Genomic DNA, 18,324 nt, shown 5'->3' with positions numbered 1-18,324 from the left:
CGAATGCTGTTGGCTGTTGTCCTGGTCTCCGCCTCTCTTTCGGCAGCGGCTTCGGACAACAGCCTGATCACCGAGTTCTGCAAAACGGCCGTCAAGGCCGAGCTTCAGAGCGCTGGGAAGGTTCCCCCTGAGGGCATGGTTGAGGACACTTGCCGGTGTTTCTTGGCCGAGGTGCAAAACGGGGCGGGAATCAAGGCGGCCCAGGCCACCTGCAAGGCCAAAGCGTCTGAGGCCTACGCGTTTTGATCCCCTGGGCTCCATTCGGGTCAGAGATTGCTCACCTGAACTGTGACTTCAGGCTGTAGCAGGCCGAGTTGCTCCACCACTTGAATCAGCTCGATCTGCTCGCTTGGCGTGGATTGCGGAATCAGGCTGTTGAGCAATACAAGCTTGTCGCCAGGGTCCAATTCCCCGTCAGTCGTCCAGCACAGGGCTTGGCAGTAAAGGCTGTCGAATGTCATCTCACTCCTCTGTCAGGGTCTTCTGACAATGGAGTGGATGGGCGAATCGCAGGCAGGTCTTCGGAATTGCTTCTTTTTTTTGTGTTGTTTCGTGCGACTGCCCTGTAACGTCATCGGGTTCACGCCTGAGCATTGGCCCTTTCCGAGCTTTCGGAACCTGCTCAAGCGATCGAGCACATCCAACGGTTCCACGGTCCATGACCATCTACATCGGCAATCTTTCGTTCCAGGCGGAGCAAGAGCACCTCTTCGATCTCTTCACTGAGTACGGCGAGGTCAAGAACTGCAGCCTGCCCCTGGATCGTGAGACGGGTCGCAACGCGGTTTCGCCTTCGTCGAGATGGCCAACGATGCCGATGAGCAGAAAGCCATCGACGATCTTCAGGATGTGGAGTGGATGGGCCGCATGATTCGGGTCAGCAAAGCCACCCCCCGGGAGCGTTCCGGCGGCCCCCGTGGTGGCGGTGGCGGTGGTGGTGGTGGTTACCGCGGTTGAGGCTTAAGCCTCGGCTTCCATCAGGTCCAGCTCCATTTCACGCCAGCTCAGCCGCAGCAGCGTTTCTGCGCTGCCATCGGCTGGGCTGTCTTGATGGTCTTGAGACGTCTGGAACTGGGGCAACACAGCTCGCAGTCCGCGGCGTTTCTGCCGCGCCAGGTAGCGGTGAAAGCGGTTGAACGACCTTGATCGGCTCATTGCACCTCCTTCGGTTGTGATTCCGTTGTAGTGCGTCTTCAGAGGGAGAAAACCCTGTTGGATCGAACCCTCAGCAAAGCTTCAGCAAATCGCTCCCCGTTGTTGCGGCTGTTGCGTCACTTGGCTCCACAGCGTCGTCTGGTGGTTGCAGCGGTGACCTGCTCCCTGCTCAACAAGCTCTTCGATCTGGCGCCACCGGCTTTGATCGGCCTCGCCCTGGATGTTGTGCTGCGCGGTGAGCAATCTGTGCTGGCTGGCTTTGGCCTGAAGACTGCAGGCCAGCAGCTGTGGGCTCTGGCCCTGCTCACTTTTGTGATCTGGGCAGCGGAATCGCTGTTCGAGTACCTCTACGACGTGCTCTGGCGCAACCTTGCCCAGACCACGCAACACAGCCTGCGGCTCGAGGCCTACGACCATCTGCAGAAACTGGAGCTGGCCTTTTTCGAGCAGGACAGCACCGGTCGCCTCATGGCGGTGCTGAACGACGACATCAATCAGCTCGAACGGTTTCTGGATCGAGGCGCGAATCAGATCCTGCAGTTGATCACCACCGTTCTGGTGGTGGGGATTGGCATGGCCATGGTGGCGCCGGAAGTGGCCCTGTTCGCCTACATGCCGATCCCGGTGATTCTCTGGGGATCGCTGCATTTCCAACGCCGGCTGGCGCCGCGCTACCGGGAGGTGCGGGCCAGGGCAGGTGATCTCGCCGCCCGGCTCGCCAACAACCTGGGGGGGATGCTCACGATCAAGAGCTTCACCGCAGAGGCTTTGGAACTGGAGCGCCTGAGGGCTGAAAGCCTGGCCTACCGCCAGAGCAATGCCCGGGCGATCCGTCTTTCGGCAGCTTTCATCCCCTTGATCCGCTTCGCGATCCTGTTTGCCTTCCTGGCGATTCTGTTGATCGGCGGCTTCAAGGCCTTGGCGGGTGAACTTCCCGTGGCCACCTACAGCGTTCTGGTGTTTATCACCCAACGCCTGCTCTGGCCGTTGACGGCCATTGGCCGAACCCTGGACGAGTACCAGCGCTCGATGGCATCCACGCAACGGGTGCTCGATCTGATCGATACGCCCGTGATGATTCAGGGAGGGATGATGCCTCTGGAACCGCGGCGGCTGCGGGGTGAGATCCGCTTTGAAGCGGTTGATTTCGCCTATGCCGGGCGTGCTGCGCTGTTGCAGGGTTTTGATTTGACAGTCCCAGCAGGCTCGACCCTGGGCATCGTCGGTGCCACCGGATCTGGCAAGAGCACGGTGGTGAAATTGTTGTTGCGTCTCTATGAGCGCGATGGCGGACGCATCTGTCTCGATGGTGTTCCGATCGACACCCTGCAGCTTCAAGACCTACGCCGCTGCATCGCCCTGGTGAGTCAGGACGTTTACCTCTTTCACGGCACCGTGGCCGAGAACATTGCCTATGGGGTGGCCGATCCAGATCCAGTGGCGATTCAGCAAGCCGCTCGCCTGGCGGAGGCCTCCGCATTCATCGATGCCTTGCCCCAGGGGTACGACACACTCGTCGGCGAACGGGGGCAACGCCTGTCCGGTGGACAGCGCCAGCGCATTGCTCTGGCTCGCGCCATCCTCAAAGACGCCCCAGTGCTGGTGCTCGACGAAGCCACCGCTGCGGTGGACAACGACACTGAAGCTGCGATCCAGCGCTCATTGGCTCAGATCACCCAGCACCGCACGACCGTCGTGATCGCCCACCGGTTGAGCACGGTTCGCCATGCCGACTGGATAGTGGTGATGGATCAGGGCCGGATTGTTGAGCAGGGCTCCCACGACAGCCTGGTGGCCAACGGAGGGATCTACACCAATCTCTGGCAGGTGCAGGCCGGAGAAGGGCTTATCGCTTCCTGAAGCAAGCGTTGTTGGCTGTAGCTGTGGTGACCATGCTGGGTCCGCAAGCTGGCGGTGCAGCCATGGCCATGCAGGCCTCGATTAGCCATGTCATGCATCACCCCCTCGGGGTGTTTTCGTTGTTGGTGGCGATCAGTGCGGCGGTGCCGCCGTTGATCCGACGGGTCGGTCTGCCTGATCTGGTGGGATTGCTGGCAGCCGGCGTGGTGGTGGGGCCCCATGCGTTGAACTGGGTCGACAGCACCAGCGAAACGGTACGGCTGCTTTCGGATCTCGGGGCGGTGTACCTGCTGTTCACAATGGGTCTGGAGATTGACCTTGAGGAGTTCAACCGGGTCAAGCGCCGCTCCTTCATTTATGGACTGCTGATCCTGCTGATCGGCGTGGGGACAGGCGTATCGATTGGCCTTCTGGCTGGTTTTGCCTCGGTGTCGTGCCTGTTGCTCGGCGCCTTGATGGCTACCCACACTCCCCTGGGCTACCCAATCGTGCGGAGCTACGGGGCCCAGAAGGATGAGTCGGTGGTGGTGAGCGTGGGCAGCACGATCTTCACCGACATCGTTGCCCTGCTGCTGTTGGCGGTGGGTTTGGGCTTGGGTCAGGGAAACCTCAGTGGCATGGGCCTGAGCCTGCTGCTGCTCAAAATCGGCGTCTTCGCCCTTGTGGTGGTGATCGGTATCCGCTGGCTGGGCCGGCGCCTGGTGCTGCGGGGCATCAGCGATGAAAACAGGATGGTGCTTGCCGTTCTGGTGGCCTTGTTCCTGGCGTCTCTCGGGGCTGAGCTGGCTGGCGTGGAGAAAATTGTCGGTGCCTTCTTGGCCGGTTTGGCGGTGAATTCCGTTCTGCCTGAAGGCCGGGTGAAGGAACAGGTGATCTTCGTGGGTGGTGTGCTGTTCATCCCGATCTTCTTTATTGATCTGGGATTGCTGCTGGATCTGGGCAGCCTGGGTCAGAGCCTGGGCAATTTTCAGTTCACCGCGTTGATGCTGGTGGGCGCGATCGGCGGCAAGGGTCTGGCGTCCTGGATTAGCGGACTGCTGTTCGGCTATCGCCGATCCCAGATCCTGATGATGTGGTCGCTGACGATGCCCAAGGTGGCGGCGACGCTGGCCACCGCCTTCATCGGCTACCAGGCAGGTTTGCTCAATCAGACTGTGCTCAACAGCGTGTTGGCGGTGATGGTGGTGACGGCCACCCTCGGGCCGATCCTTACCGAGCAGTCGGTGACCCGGCTCAAGGATCCGAGTCCGGAGGGGGTGCCGGTGAGCTTCGGTGAGGAGGCGGCGGTGCTGGATGGCGTCAACGAGGTGGTGCAGCGCCCTCTGCGCATCGTGGTGCCGGTGGCCAATCCCAGCACCGAGAAGGGGTTGTTAGGCATGGCGGCTCGCCTGGTGCGGGGGTCGTCTGGAGCTGAAGGCCTGCTGCTTCCCCTGGCGATGGTGAATCCCAGCCTTGAGGAGATGCGCGGTGGTTTGAACCGGGCCGTTGCCGCGGCGCGTGGGCGGCTCAGTACGGCGGAAACCATTGGCGCTCAGTTGGCCGTGCCCACCCGCAGCCTGCTGCGGCTGGATGAGGACATCGCCGGTGGCATGAGCCGCACCGCGCTGGAACAGGCTGCAGATCTGTTGTTGATCGGCGCCGCGCGCACGGATCAGCTGAGGGCCTGGCTGATGGGGGACATCGTCGATGGGGTCTGCCGCACGGCGCATTGTCCGGTGGTGGTGGTGAACCTTGGCCGCGACTCAGGCAGCAGCCTGGGCCGGATCCTCGTTCCGATCAAAGATCTCTCCGCCAGCGCTCGCGAGCAATTTGAATTAGCTCTGCGGGTGATTACGTCTGCTCCGGAGGATCAGCGCCTCCGGATCACCTTGCTGCATGTCCATGACCCACGCTTCAGCGGGCAGGACCGTCACTGGATGGAGCAGCAGTTGATCCGCTGGCGACCGCCGGGGATTCCGGCGGAGCGGTTCCACATCGTGATTGTGCGGGGACCCGGCATCGATGGGGCCATTCATCGACTCAGCCGTGAGCACGATCTGGTGATCCTGCGCACCCAGCGTCGGCGGGTGGCGGGTCTACCGATTCCCGGCAGTGATCGCATCAGCAAATTGATCCGTCAGCTCCCCTGTGCCTCGATGGTGATCAGCGATCCCCTGGTTTAGGAGGGCGGCGTGCCCCCCCTACCGGAGAAGGGATGAGCACGCCAAGATGCGGAATAGCGTGTATTCCATGGCACAAGACCCTCCTGCCAAGCCTTCCTCAGAGGCCGCGACATGGCCGGTGGTTCTGGCTGTGGTGGTTGGTCTCAGTGGCGGCTTGATGCTGTCGGTTCCCCTGAGCCGGTTGATCAACACCGAATCGCCAACAACGGCAGATCAATCTGTGGTGCCGCCCCAACCAGCGCCGCTCGCCAATCCATTCGCCGGTTGGACCGGCTTTGGTGCGAGGGAGGTGGTGGTGCTCGGCCGTGATCGCACCGGCAGCAACACCGATGTGATCTTCACGGTGCGGGTGAACGGCACCACCACGACGATCACCCAGATTCCCCGCGACAGTTACATCGATGCGGAAGGCTTCGGAGGCATGAAGCTCAATGCACTGATGGCCTACGGCGGTGTGGAGGCGGTGGAGCGGGAGTTGACGCGACTGATGAATCGTCCGATCCGTCATCACATCGTGGTGCGCCTGGATGCGATCGAAACCCTGGCCAATCTGGTGGGGGGGATTGAGGTGGATGTGCCCAAGCGGCTGTATTACGTCGATCGAAGTCAGAACCTGGTGATCGATTTGCAGCCGGGGCCTCAGCTGTTGAAGGGCAAGGATCTGGAGGGCTTTTTGCGCTGGCGCAACGATGGCCGCGGCGATTTTGGCCGGTTGGAACGGCAGCAGTTGGCCTTGAAAGGCCTGTTCGAGCGGATGAAACAACCGCAGAATCTGATTCGCTTGCCGGCTTTAATTGCGGCTGCGGGTCAGGCGTTGGAGACGGATCTCGGGCCGATGGAGTTGGGTGGCTTGATCACCGCCATGGGCACCACTGATCTCAACGCGTCCAGCTTGAAGGCGGTGCCGTTCAATGCAGGCGGAATCAGCTATCTGGATACGGAATGGCCAGCCACAAAGAGCAGTGGCGCTGATGCCAGTGAGGCCAGCAGCCAGCGCTTCCGCTTCTTGTTCTGAGATCCAGCCTGGAGCTGCATCCAAAAAAGTCCCCCCGTTGCTGCGGGGGGACAGATTCAGTGAACTGTCGGAGTGTGATCAGATCAGATTGATTTCCACAGCCGGCACGATCTCAAGATTGCCGGGGAAGTTGGAGAGGAATTTATCTTTATCGGTATCCAGCAGCAAGGTCTTCACACCATCGTTGCCCTTGATAAGGAGGTCGTCTCCTTTTTGTTTGAAGTTCAGATCGAGGGCATAGACCAGACCGATAGCATCTTTTTTGACCTTGAAATCGGTGATGACATCCTTTCCTTTCGAGAGAATGAAGGTGTCCTTTCCGGTATTGCCGGTCAGAACATCTGCTTCCTTACCTCCATAGAGGATATCTCTACCTGCTCCACCTTTGAGTGCATCTTTTCCATTGCCACCCTGCAAGACATCTGCACCGTTGCCTCCCATCAGGCTGTCAGCACCGTTATCCCCGTAGAGATAATCGGCACCTTTTTTGCCTTTGATGAGATCGCTCTTCTTTTTGCCTCTGAGCTTGTCAATCCCTTTGGAACCGATAACAGTGTCGGTTTTTTGTGAGCCCGATTCAATGGATTCAAAGGCATTGTTTTTTGGCCTTGGATCCACATCAATGACGCGGAGAGCAGTGGCCTCGGGCTCGGGTTGACCAGGATCAGGATCAACGGGCGGCGTGATCGGTTCACCATCGATGCTGCCCTCACTGCCGGGTTTGTCTTCAGTCGAGTTGTCGCCGTTGTTGTCAGCTCCGGGAGCGTCTTCGAGGCCATTACCTGGCTTTTCACCACTGCCACCGGAGCTGCCACCGGAGTTACCACCGTTGCCGCCGGAGTTATCGCCTGTCTCACCTTGACCGCTTCCATTGGGTTTGTTGTTCCCTTCGTTTTGAGGCAAGTCTTCCGAGATTGGATCCGGGAGGCCTGGCATTGGGGGTATGGGTAATTCATTGGACACACCCAGATCAGCAGGTTTGTACTGAATCGTTGTAGTGCCTATATCTTTACTATTTTGGAACAGTCCAATCTTGAAGAACGAATTGCCGTCGCTGTCAGGTTGCGATGGCCTTTCAAGGACTGAAGCCGTGTATTGACCCCTTACGCTTATTGCATCGTCTTTAATATCTACAATAAGATAGTCATCTCCCGGGGAAAGTATAAATGTATCTTTTCCTTTGCCCCCATCTAAAGTATCATCACCCTCCCCACCGTTGAGGGTGTCTTGGTAAGCATTACCAAATAATTTGTCATTATCATCACCACCCTCCAAGAAGTCGTCACCGTATCCACCTTTGATGATGTCGTTACCTGCTCCGCCATCCATCGTGTCGTGCTGATCACCACCATCAAGAAGGTCGTCGTCTTCTCCTCCATCCAGTCGATCTCTGCCTCCACTTCCATAAATCTCATCATTTCCAGACCCACCATCCAGGATGTCGTTTTTTGTCCCTCCTAAAAGTGTGTCGTTGCCCTCTCCGCCATCGAGATCAAATTGATCGTTTGTTGTGACAGCCTTTGGTTTTTTGGATTCATCTCGTGATTTTGTGTTGTATCTAGAATTGTCCTCATAGTAGAAGTCTGCAAATTCATTGGTACTTTCTGGAGTGATGAAGTTGTTCTCGTTCCCACCCAAAGCTTTGAAGCTTTTGATTCCTTTTTCTTCTCCTTTGTAGATTAATTTCGTCTTTGGATCACTGGCGCCGATGGGTGGGAAACCAATCTCTTCATTTGCTTTGTTGATGGCATCAGTCAGTTCCTCGAAGTTTTGGACGAAGATCGTAGTTTTTCCTTCTTGATCTTCCTTGTTCCCAATCGTTCCGATGATGAGAGTATTATTATCTTGGTTCAGGGTGAAGTCACTTTTGTCCCAACTGTAATCATCTGAATCTTTAAGCTGATCTTCTCCAAATACAAAGTCTTTGATGATATCGCTTCCCTCACTTGCAACAAAAGTATCTATCCCTTCACCCCCTTCAAGCTCGTCATCCCCCTTTCTTCCGTCAAGCTCGTCGTCTCCTTTTCCTCCTACGAGGGTGTCATTGTTGTAACCGCCATGAAGGCGATCATTTCCATTGCCGCCTTCCAGCGAATCCTCACCGTTGTGGCCGAAAAGAGCATCGTTGCCTTCACCACCATTGATCGTATCGTCTCCGTGATCACCCCTCAACGTATCTTTCTGGCCTTGGCCATTGATAATGTCGTTACCTTCTCCACCATCAATGGTGTCTTTCGCATTTCCAGACGTAATGGTGTCATTGCCATCAAAGCCATTGATGCTGTAATTATCGTATTTTGTGGCTTCGGTTGGTTTTGTTGTTCCGTCTTTTCTAACCATGTATTTTGAATCGTTGCCAACGTAAAATGTGGCAAATTCATTGATTCCTTCTACGGAGATCATATTGCCTTGGTTTCCACCATTTACAGTGAAAATATTTCTGTCACTTTTCGCCTTCTCAAAGATTATATACGAGTCAGGGTCGCTCGCTCCTGCGGGCGGAAAGGTTGAACAGAGTTCGTTTAAGGTTTGTGCCTCTTCTGCAATCTTGTAGTCTTCAAAAAAGATTGTTGTTGTACCAACTTTTTTGTTTTCTGTATCTACAACTTTGACGCTTACTGAGTTTTCATTAGGGTCTAGTGTAATGCAGCTTGTATCATAAAAATACTTGTCGTAATAGCTCACCAATTCGTCTTCATCAAGGCTGAAGTCTTTGATGGTGTCATTACCGATACTTGCTTTGAACTTGTCAGCTCCGTTCCCGCCCGTCAGTGTGTCATCACCATTTTGTCCGCTAAGTATATCGTTGCCATCACCACCCTCAATTGAGTCGTCGCCATGGCCACCGCCGATCTTGTCATTTCCCTTGCCACCGAGCAGGGTGTCATTCCCATCAGCATTGTCTTCTCGAATCCAATCATTCCCTTCACCACCCTCCACAAGATCGTCTCCATATCCACCGTTGATTGTGTCGTTACCTGCTCCACCATCTATCGTGAATTGATCTTCTTGTTGTACTGTTTCTGGCTTTTCTGTTCGTGTTCCGCTGCCATTCTTATATCTTGCATCGTTTGAATAATAATATTGTGCAAATTCGTCAATGCTGTTGACATCAATGGGATTGTTGTCATTTCCTCCAATGATTTGGAATTTGTTGGAACTTTGACTTTGCTCTTTGCCTATAAAGATTAGTTCGGTTTTGGGATCACTGGCGCCGATGGGTGGGAAACCAATCTCTTCATTTGTTTTATTGATGGCTGCGATCAAGTCACCGTAGTTTTCAACTTTAATCGTTGTTGTGCCAACCTTTTCCTTTTGGCTTCCGACCTTTTCAAGTACATCAATAGTAACTTCCTGTTTGTCATCATCAAATCTGGCGTTGTCTCGATCCCAGATGAAATTGTTAGCATCCTGAAGGCTGTCCTCGCCAAAAGTAAAGTCTTCGATTACATCATTCCCTTTGTTTGCGAAAAATAAATCTTTGCCTGCTCCTCCGTTGAGTGTGTCATCCCCTCCATGCCCGTGTAATCGATCTGATCCTTCGCCACCAATGAGTGAGTCATCATCATCTCTACCCCAAAGGATGTCGTTGCCCTCGCCACCATCGAGCGTGTCATCTCCCTTGCCACCATCAAGGGTGTCATCACCATTTTCAGCCTTCAGATAATCATTTCCAGTTCCGCCATCAAGGCTGTCATTCCCGTCCCACCCAAAAAGTTTGTCGTCTCCATCTTCCCCTTCAATTGTGTCATTGTCAGAACCACCAAGAAGTCTGTCATTGCCAAGTCCGCCATCGAGTTTGTCATCTCCTGCACCTCCATGTAAAGAGTCATCTTTGATGCCACCTGTAATGGTGTCATCCCCCTGTTTGCCGTCAATTGAGTATGAATCTTCTCTTGTAGCTCCATTTGGCTTGTTGGATCTGATATTCGACAAATATCGATTTTCGTCTTCATAGTAATAATTAGCAAATTCATTGATTTGGTCGACTGTAATTATATTTGCTTTTGTTCCTCCTATAACTTCGAAGTCTTTGTTGTCGCTTTTATAGATCAACTTGGTGTCAGGGTCGCTGGCAGCGGCAGGTGGGAAGCCAAAATCAGGATTTTTGTTTGGATCATTGAATATCTTTTCAAATTCATCGAAATTTTCTATCGTTACAACCGTTGTGCCTACCGTTTCGCCAGCGGTTTTATCTAAAACATTGATTGATGCTGAATTTTGGCTGGAATCTAAGACAATGCTTCCTCCATCCCACTCGTAATTATTACTAGCTATAAGCTCGTCAATACCAAAGACAAAATCCTTGATTGTGTCATCTCCTAGGCTGGCTTTAAATCTGTCATGCCCCGCCTCTCCAGACATTTCATCATTGCCATCACCGCCATTCAGGATGTCGTTGCCGTCGCTACCAAAGAGTTTATCGTCGCCATCATTTCCATACAGCTGATCATTGTGTTGGTTGCCAACAAGTCTGTCATTTCCTGCACCTCCATTTAATGTGTCATCACCTACATCACCGCGAACAGTGTCGTCGTCATTATTACCGTAAACTAAATCATTTCCTGCGCCGCCGTTAACTTCATCATTTCCACTGTTTCCGAATAGTGTGTCGTTCCCACTCCCGCCGTCGATGGTGTCATTTTGGCCGAGAGTGAAGATATAGTCGTCTCCGCCTTTGCCGTTAACAACGTCTACCTTGTCACCTGTGGGTTCGAAGAATTGCAGTTGATCTGAATTGCCTTCGCTCCAGCTTTTTGTTCCTTCTATTATTTCGCCATTGGCCCAATTTTCGCCATCAGTCACGTCGTTTCCTTCGCCTCCGTTGATTTCTTCATCTTCAGGGAAGCTGGGTGTGGTCGCCGTTCCGTCTAAGGCGTCCTTGAAATCTTTGTAATTGGATATTTTGATTGTTGTGGAACCAACTGGATCTCCGCCTCCATTCTCAAGCACGTTTATTTTTACTGAATCTTTGTCGATCAAATCAATATTTTCTTTGTCCCAGGTGTACCCATTTTCTGTGTCGTCTATTAATTTATCCTCACCATATTTGAAATTTTTGATTACATCATTCCCCTTGCTCGCTACGAATGCGTCGTCTTCAGATCCGCCATCTAATGTGTCATTGCCATCGCCACCGTTCAGTGTGTCGTTGTCAGCTCCGCCCTGAAGTAAGTCATTGCCATCGCCACCGTTCAGTATGTCGTTGTCAGCTCCGCCCTGAAGTAAGTCATCGTCCTTCCAGCCATATATTTCATCTTTGCCGCCACTTCCGACAAGCGTGTCGTTTTCATCTCCCCCATGAATGAAATCATTGCCTCCGTTTCCATAGATTTCGTCATTGCCTTGATTTCCGTAGAGTGTGTCTTTCCCCTGCTCGCCCCTAATCGTATCCTCGCCATGATTTCCAAAAATATAATCATCTCCCATCCCTCCTACGATTGATTCGGCTGAACTCCCTGGCTCGGCAAATCCAGCCTCGCCTGTACCGTCTTTGGTCCATGTTTCTGTGCCTTTATCCTCGGTATTGGTGAGATTATTTTCCCCTTTGGTTCTGTTATCTTCTTTTTTATCTCCAATATAAACATTGCTATTTTCGGCTTTGGCTGCCCCGATTTCTATGTCTTCAGCATCTTTGATTCCAATAACCGTTGTTGTGTATCTCCTGCCATCGAGTGTGTAGCTCAGAAGCGCTGCTTCTTTGCCATCGATTCGGGTTGGCTCGATTGTTATGTCACTTCTGCTTAAGCCCGCATCAATAAGTTCCTGAGAAAGTTCAATTGCATCGCCTCCCTTGTAGCCCCTGATCGTGTCATCTCCCCGTGAGAGTTGATAGGTATCGGCCCCACTTCCGCCAATCAGAAGGTCATCTCCGTCGCCGCCATTCAGGACGTCATCGCCTTTGCCGCCATCGAGGACGTCATTCCCTAGTCCGCCGTCAATTGAGTCTGTCCCTTTTCCGCCATCCAGTGTGTCGGCACCAGCTCCTGCTTCGATGCTGTCGTTGCCCTTTTCCCCATTGATTTGATCGTCTCCTCTCCCTCCGTCAACGGTGTCATTGCCTGCGCCTGAATCGATTTGATCGTCTCCTTTGCCGGCCTCAAGATTGTCGTTTTTTTCGTCTGACTCGATGATGTTATCTCCGGCGAGATTGTCATTCTTGATTTTGATCTCTTCAGCACCATCTTTGATGCCGATTACTGTTGTCGTATATGTTTTTCCGTCAACTTCAAATCGTAGATAAGCAGCTTCTTTGCCATTGATGATGGTGTTCTCAATGGAGACATCCTTGCGTTGCAAACCTGCACCAATCAGATCATCTGAAAGAACAATCTGATCGCCAGCTTTGTAGCCCTGAATCGTGTCATCACCTCGCGACAGCGCATAGGTGTCACCACCGCTACCACCAATCAGCAGGTCATCGCCTTTGCCACCATCGAGGGTGTCATCACCCTTGCCACCTTCCAAGGTGTCGGCACCGGCTCCTGCTTCGATGCTGTCGTCGCCTTGTTCGCCGTCGATCTGCTCAGCAGCTGAATCACCGTCGATCTCCTCATCACGCCTGAGGGGGCCACTTTGAAGGCTTCCGCGCTGCTCCTCGCCGACCCATAACGCTGCATCGCTTGCGTTTCTCTTGGAAGGATTCAGCACGTGAGGTGTTTCGTCTGATACCCAATATTTATGGTTTCGTCCGCGACTTGCATCCCTCACTTGAGGGATTCGGTTTTTTGTGTCCGATTTGTACCAAGTGGTCTCTAGCGTTTCATCTTGATTAGGGCTGCTACTAATCGTGTTTAGGTTTTTTTTTGCTCTTTAATCGTCTGATGCAGCTCAAATCAGCAGATTCAGCGAGCGCACCACCCGGCCGCAGAGATCATCCACCTTGTCCCAGCGATCCTCGTTGACGCTGGTGGCCAGGGTGTACAGCCGGCCTCGGTCAACCACCACAGTGGCCAGCTCGTGACGGTCGCGATCTTCCAGATGCACCGCATATTCCAGGTCGTAGAAGGTGTGGCCATTCACCTCGCGTTCCTGTGCTTCCACCAGCTCAGCGGTGCGACCGCTGCCGGCGGTGGCGATCACTTCCCGGCGCAACCGTTCCCCAACGGCAACAGCACTGCCGAGTTCGTTGAGTTCGTTGTCTTCACTCACCTTGTTGATCATCAGGCTCACGGTTTCATCGCTGTGGATCAGGTCGTGAAACACAACCCGCGGTCCGTTGCTTACCTGCACCTGGGTCCAGCCGGTGGGATAGAGGAAAGCAAAACGGCCATCCGGGCTTTGGTACGACTGCAGCCCTGCCGTTGGTCCTGCCGCGCAGGCTCCCAGCACCAGTGCCAGGACGCCGCAAACGATTACGCGACTCAAAGACTGGAGGAGCTGCATCGGCAGGGTTGTGAATCCATCTTCCATTCTGCCGTTGCACGCCTTCGGCTGCGATTGCCCCACCAGCCCTGAATGCACGTCCATTGTCTAGAGCATCTACATTTCCCACATTGGCGGCAGACCACTGAGCGGCTTCACCAAACCGTTGGCCCGACTGATTGATCAGTTCGAGCGTTTGCCCGGTATCGGTCCGCGCACCGCTCAGCGGCTCGCTTTGCATCTGTTGAATCAACCCGAAGAGCAGATTCACCAGTTCGCCGATGCCCTGCTGGCGGCCCGCACCCAGGTGGGCCAATGCCAGACCTGCTTTCACCTTTCCGCCGAGCCGGAGTGTGAGATCTGCCGCAACCCGGAGCGCCGCAATGGGGTGATCTGCGTGGTGGCAGATTCCCGGGATCTGCTGGCTTTGGAGCGCACCCGCGAATTTCAGGGGTCGTATCACGTGCTCGGCGGCCTGATTTCGCCTATGGATGGCATCGGCCCGGAGCTGCTGCACGTGACTGAATTGGTGCAGCGGATCAGCTCCGAGGAGATCAGCGAGGTGATCCTGGCCCTCACCCCCAGCGTGGAAGGCGACACCACCAGCTTGTACCTGGGGCGGTTGCTCAAGCCCTTCTGTCCGGTGAGTCGGATCGCCTACGGCCTGCCGATGGGCAGCGAATTGGAATACGCCGATGAGGTCACCCTGAGCAGGGCCCTGGAGGGGCGCCGGCCGGTATGAGCAAGTACAGCGCCATCCCTCCTGCTGAGCGATTGCCGGACTGGCTGCGTCGGCCGATCGGCAACGCCTCCGAGTTGGAGCGGGTGCAGGGGCTTGTGAAGCAGAACCGCCTGCACACCATCTGTGAGGAGGGGCGCTGCCCCAACCGCGGCGAGTGCTACGCGGCAGGAACGGCAACCTTTTTGCTGGGCGGTTCGATCTGCACCCGCAGCTGTGCCTTCTGCCAGGTGGACAAGGGTCAGGCACCGATGCCGGTAGATGCCGCGGAAGCCGAACGGGTGGCGGATGCGGTGGAGGCGATGCAGCTCCGTTATGTGGTGCTCACGGCCGTGGCCCGCGACGATCTCGCCGATCACGGCGCCAGCCTGTTCACCAGCACCATGGCGGCGATCCGGGCCCGCAATCCGCTCATTGCCCTTGAGGTGCTCACGCCTGATTTCTGGGGTGGCTTCTCTGATCAGGCGCAGGCGGTGACTGCGCAGCGGCAGCGGTTGGCCACGGTGCTGGCGGCCCAACCGGTGTGCTTCAACCACAACCTGGAAACGGTGCAGCGGCTGCAGGGGGAGGTGCGCCGCGGTGCCACCTATGAGCGATCGCTCGGTTTACTGGCGGCGGCCCGGGAGCTGGCGCCTGAAATCCCCACAAAAAGTGGCCTGATGCTCGGCTTGGGGGAGACCCGCGAGGAGGTGATCGCCACCCTCCACGATCTCCGAAGCGTGGATTGCCAGCGGCTCACCTTGGGGCAGTACCTGCGTCCCTCGTTGGAGCACATTCCGGTGGCCCGCTATTGGACGCCGAAGGAGTTCGACGAGCTCGCGCTGTTGGCCCGTGATCTGGGGTTTGCCCAGGTGCGCAGTGGCCCGTTGGTGCGCAGCAGCTATCACGCCGCCGACTGACGCCAGCCCCGCAGACTGCGGTCCAGCACGTTGGCTACCTCACCGCTCATCAGGGCTCCGGCGCCGCCCCAGATCATGCGCAGGGGGAGATCCCAAAGTGCCGCTTCCACATCGCGCTTGGACTGAAAGCCGCGTTGGCGGAAGTAGCGGACGAGGCGGCGGTGCTGCTGCTCGTCGTCGCGGATGGCCAGCAACCTGGCCCGTGAGCAGGGGGTGACCTCTTGGGCCCAGGCCATGGTGGCGGCCCAGGTCAGATCACCAACGCCCGCAGGCGCCGTCGGCATCACCCGCATCGTGTCGAGTTGCAGGCCGGTGGCGGCGGGATAGGCCCATCCCTTCATTTCTCCCAAAAGCAGCAGGCTGCCGCTGGCGGCTTGCTGGGCCACCACCAGCCGCAGGCTCCACAGCCCAAGGGGGCGTCCCACCTGCAATCGCAGCAGCAGGTCCCGCTCGCGGGCCTCGGCTTCCAGCTGTTCAAGCATTGATAGAGAGGTGGCCGTGCTCATGCTGCCGCTGGCATGGTCACGGCTGAGCGCACCGCGTCGAGTCGCAATGGTCCGTAGAGGTGGGGGAACAGTTCACCGGTGGGAATGGCATCGGCGCGCAGGGGAGCGCCAACGGCGGATGGATCAATCTCCAGCAGCAGCACCTCGCCGGCATCGGCATAAAAGCGCTCAAAGGTGGCGTTCACCTGCTCCTGCCAGGAGCAGTGGATGAAGCCCACCTGCTCCAGCGTCATGCCCCGGGTGGAGATGCGGTAGCTACCGCTGGCCTGAGCGGTCTGCCAGTCGGCCTTGAGGGCCAGGTGGAACAGGGGTTGATCGAGGGGAACCTCCACCGCATCGGCGGGGAAGTGGTGCTGTTGCCCACCGGCATCCCAGGGATCGGCCCGCTGCATCAGCCGCTCGAAGCGGGGATCCTCCAGGAAGCGGTTGAGCCAGCTGCGCAAGGCCCCAAGCGAGTTGTCGTTGTCGAATCCCTCAGGATCGGCGATGCGCCATTGCCGCACGAACGGCCAGAGGGCGGCGTCCGCCAGCGAGCAGCGCTCGCCCAGCAGCCAGCCCTGCTCGGCGATTCTCTGGTTCAAGCTGTGCAGGATCGCCAGGCCGGCGGCGCGCTGTTCTTCTTTGTTGGTGCCGGGGTAGCGGTCGGTGTACTTGAACCGATCCAGATGGTGCTTGAACGGGCCGTCGTTCTGCTCGATCAGCGCTACGGCATCGGCGGCGTATCGCAGTCCCCGGGGGTCGGCTTGATCCAGGGCCCACTCCATCACCGCCCGGCTTTCCTCGATCACCGTGCCGTCCGGCAGCACCAAGACCGGCACCGTGCCCTTGGGGGAGACCGCCAACATCTCGGCTGGTTTGGCCTTCAGCGCGATCTCCCGCCACTTCACAAGAAGCCCGGCCTCTAGCAGGGCCCAGCGGGCTCGCATGGCGTAAGGGCAGCGGCGAAAGCTGTAGAGGATTGGCAGCACGGCATCGGGTGGTCCCTGGCAGGGATTGTCCGATGCCGTGTCAGCGCTTAGGCGTAGGGCGATGAGGAATGGTGCACCACGATCCTGAGGTTGCCGTCATCGTCCTTGCGCCAGGTCCAGGTCTTGTCGACTTTGCTGACGTTGCCGTCTTCATCCTTCGAGTACATCCAGCCCATGGAGGTGGCGGTGTCGCCATCCAGGCGAATCACTGCATTCTCTGTCCAGGCTTTTTTCCAGGGGCTGCGCTTTCCAGTGTCCGGGTCGGGCTTGTTGCCGATGGCAAAGCCAGTGTCTCCAAACCTCTTGTCACCACCGATGAAGTAGGACACGGCCCCCCGGCGGCCTGTGCGGAAGGTGGTACTGCCGGAGGCCCAGGTGGGTTTGAAGGCGACAGGACCGACTTGGTAGTCGTACGCGCCGTCTACAACATCTCCGGCGAGGGATTTGGCGGCATCAAATCCTTCGTCTTTGTAGGTCTGGCTGATCGACACCAGGGCGTTGGTCCAGGCCTTCTGTGCTGCTTTCACTTCCTTGCGCTTGATCTGGTTGGCCGGATCGAAGCCGCGGTTGTTGACTCTCCGGCCCTTCAGCTCATCGGGGTCGTCAACAGAGACGTAGGGCGAGGAGGAATGGTGCAGAACGATGCGCACTGTTCCGTCATCGTCTTTTTGATATGCCCAGGTCTTGTCGACGTAGCCGACGTTGCCGTCTTCATCCTTGGTGTACATGAACCCCTGAACCGTTGCGGTGTTGCCATCCAGTCGCATCACCGAGCGATCGAACCATGATTTTTTCCAGGGGCTTCGCTCCCCGGTCACCGGATCTGGTTTGTTGCCGATGGCATAGCCGAGGTCGTCGAAGTTTTTGTCTCCGCCGACGAAATACGACACTGCTCCGTCTCGGGTGGTGCGGAAGGTGGTGTCGCCATTTGCCCAGGTGGGTTTGAAGGCCACAGCACCAAGTTGATAGCCGTAGGCCGCATCGATCACATCCCCCGCAAGGGATTTGGCGGCTTTGAAGCCATCTTTCTTGTTGGTCTGGCTGATGCTGACCAGGGCATCGGTCCAGGCTTTATGGGCTGCGCGGACTTCCTTGCCAGTGATGATGTTGTCGTTGACCACAGTCTTGGTCTCGAGTCCGCTGCTCTTGCTGGAGCGGAACTGAGCGCCCTCGAGCGGATCCGCCTGCTCAACAATGAAGCCTGCGCAGGAGTTGGCGTCGAACATTGGACAGGTTGCACAACTCCTAATCGTGCAATTCCCTTTTTGGCAGAGATGTATCTAGTGATACATCTCTGCGGTTTAATTTCCTTGATTTAACGTTTGAAGAGTGCTTGCTCCTGGTTGTTTTTTGGCTGGTTCTTGCAGCAGAGTGAGATCGATTGAGAGTGTTGATGGTCTGCCTTTCTATAAAACTTCGACGCTGATGGCGGGTGCGATTTGCATGTGTCGGGATAGTTGGCGAGCAAGTCATTCTTGTTGACTCCCCGCATCAAATTGTTAACGCTATCGACACCACGGATCAGGAGATTGTTCCCTTTCTGCATGAAGCTGAGATCCAGTGCCTACACAAGGCAAATGGCATTTTCCCATGCCTCGGAATGGCCTCGCCTTTGCCGCCGTCCAGCATGGAGGTCAGCGCCGTCATCGGAGGGA

At 56.1% G+C, this 18,324-nt stretch carries 13 protein-coding genes and 1 pseudogene; 7 read left to right on the top strand and 7 right to left on the bottom strand.

The genetic code is table 11. From position 1 onward, the window contains the following. Window positions 1-3: 3 nt before the first annotated feature. On the top strand, window positions 4-246 hold the full coding sequence (locus tag SynPROSU1_RS08635; protein ID WP_255444900.1) for a hypothetical protein: 243 nt from the start codon (window positions 4-6) through the stop codon (window positions 244-246). A gap of 20 nt (window positions 247-266) precedes the next feature. Here the strand turns inward: SynPROSU1_RS08635 and SynPROSU1_RS08630 are convergent, their stop codons facing one another. Continuing rightward, the gene (locus SynPROSU1_RS08630) at window positions 267-461 is read right to left on the bottom strand and encodes a hypothetical protein (RefSeq protein WP_186570147.1); all 195 of its coding nucleotides are present in this window, start codon (window positions 459-461) and stop codon (window positions 267-269) included. A gap of 197 nt (window positions 462-658) precedes the next feature. On the opposite strand from SynPROSU1_RS08630, the pseudogene SynPROSU1_RS08625 reads away from it, so the two are divergent. Next, window positions 659-957 (top strand): annotated as a pseudogene (locus SynPROSU1_RS08625) (RNA recognition motif domain-containing protein). Between the two features lie 3 nt (window positions 958-960). On the opposite strand, the gene SynPROSU1_RS08620 reads toward SynPROSU1_RS08625, so the two are convergent. Further along, on the bottom strand, window positions 961-1,155 hold the full coding sequence (locus SynPROSU1_RS08620) for a hypothetical protein (protein WP_186570146.1): 195 nt from the start codon (window positions 1,153-1,155) through the stop codon (window positions 961-963). Window positions 1,156-1,209: 54 nt separating this feature from the next. Between SynPROSU1_RS08620 and SynPROSU1_RS08615 the strand changes: the two genes are divergently transcribed. The 3 genes from SynPROSU1_RS08615 (at window position 1,210) to SynPROSU1_RS08605 (ending at window position 6,192) form a co-directional block, all read left to right on the top strand. Then, a complete protein-coding gene (locus SynPROSU1_RS08615) occupies window positions 1,210-3,015 on the top strand; it encodes an ABC transporter ATP-binding protein (protein ID WP_186572323.1) in 1,806 nt (601 codons plus the stop codon). 62 nt (window positions 3,016-3,077) lie between these two features. After that, window positions 3,078-5,177, top strand: a complete 2,100-nt coding sequence (locus SynPROSU1_RS08610; protein WP_186572322.1) for a cation:proton antiporter — start codon at window positions 3,078-3,080, stop codon at window positions 5,175-5,177. Between the two features lie 67 nt (window positions 5,178-5,244). Further along, on the top strand, window positions 5,245-6,192 hold the full coding sequence (locus tag SynPROSU1_RS08605; RefSeq protein WP_186572321.1) for an LCP family protein: 948 nt from the start codon (window positions 5,245-5,247) through the stop codon (window positions 6,190-6,192). 78 nt (window positions 6,193-6,270) lie between these two features. On the opposite strand, the gene SynPROSU1_RS13850 is transcribed toward SynPROSU1_RS08605, so the two are convergent. After that, on the bottom strand, window positions 6,271-12,843 hold the full coding sequence (locus tag SynPROSU1_RS13850) for a hypothetical protein (protein WP_222929870.1): 6,573 nt from the start codon (window positions 12,841-12,843) through the stop codon (window positions 6,271-6,273). A gap of 180 nt (window positions 12,844-13,023) precedes the next feature. Continuing rightward, entirely contained in the window at window positions 13,024-13,578 is a 555-nt protein-coding gene (gene psbP / locus SynPROSU1_RS08540; protein ID WP_186572319.1) for a photosystem II reaction center PsbP, read from the bottom strand. Window positions 13,579-13,723: 145 nt separating this feature from the next. On the opposite strand from psbP, the gene recR reads away from it, so the two are divergent. Both recR and lipA read left to right on the top strand, forming a co-directional pair. Beyond that, entirely contained in the window at window positions 13,724-14,299 is a 576-nt protein-coding gene (recR, locus tag SynPROSU1_RS08535; protein ID WP_186570145.1) for a recombination mediator RecR, read from the top strand. Then, entirely contained in the window at window positions 14,296-15,195 is a 900-nt protein-coding gene (gene lipA, locus SynPROSU1_RS08530; protein ID WP_186570144.1) for a lipoyl synthase, read from the top strand. The genes recR and lipA overlap by 4 nt, the downstream gene beginning before the upstream one ends. Here lipA and SynPROSU1_RS08525 read toward each other — a convergent pair. Genes SynPROSU1_RS08525 through SynPROSU1_RS13845 form a run of 3 tightly spaced genes read right to left on the bottom strand, consistent with a single transcriptional unit; the run spans window position 15,180 to window position 17,895 of the window. Continuing rightward, window positions 15,180-15,677: a hypothetical protein gene (locus SynPROSU1_RS08525; RefSeq protein WP_186572318.1), complete on the bottom strand. Its 498-nt coding sequence runs from the start codon at window positions 15,675-15,677 to the stop codon at window positions 15,180-15,182. The genes lipA and SynPROSU1_RS08525 overlap by 16 nt on opposite strands. A 20-nt stretch (window positions 15,678-15,697) precedes the next feature. Further along, window positions 15,698-16,669, bottom strand: coding sequence for a DUF952 domain-containing protein (locus tag SynPROSU1_RS08520; RefSeq protein ID WP_186570143.1), 972 nt, complete (start codon window positions 16,667-16,669; stop codon window positions 15,698-15,700). Between the two features lie 47 nt (window positions 16,670-16,716). After that, entirely contained in the window at window positions 16,717-17,895 is a 1,179-nt protein-coding gene (locus SynPROSU1_RS13845; RefSeq protein ID WP_222929869.1) for a hypothetical protein, read from the bottom strand. Window positions 17,896-18,324: the final 429 nt, after the last annotated feature.

Origin of the sequence: Synechococcus sp. PROS-U-1 (assembly GCF_014279755.1) — a bacterium.
In the GTDB taxonomy this organism is placed as follows: domain Bacteria; phylum Cyanobacteriota; class Cyanobacteriia; order PCC-6307; family Cyanobiaceae; genus Parasynechococcus.
The sequence above is the reverse complement of the archived record's forward strand: the minus strand, read 5'-3'. Positions and strand labels throughout refer to the sequence as shown.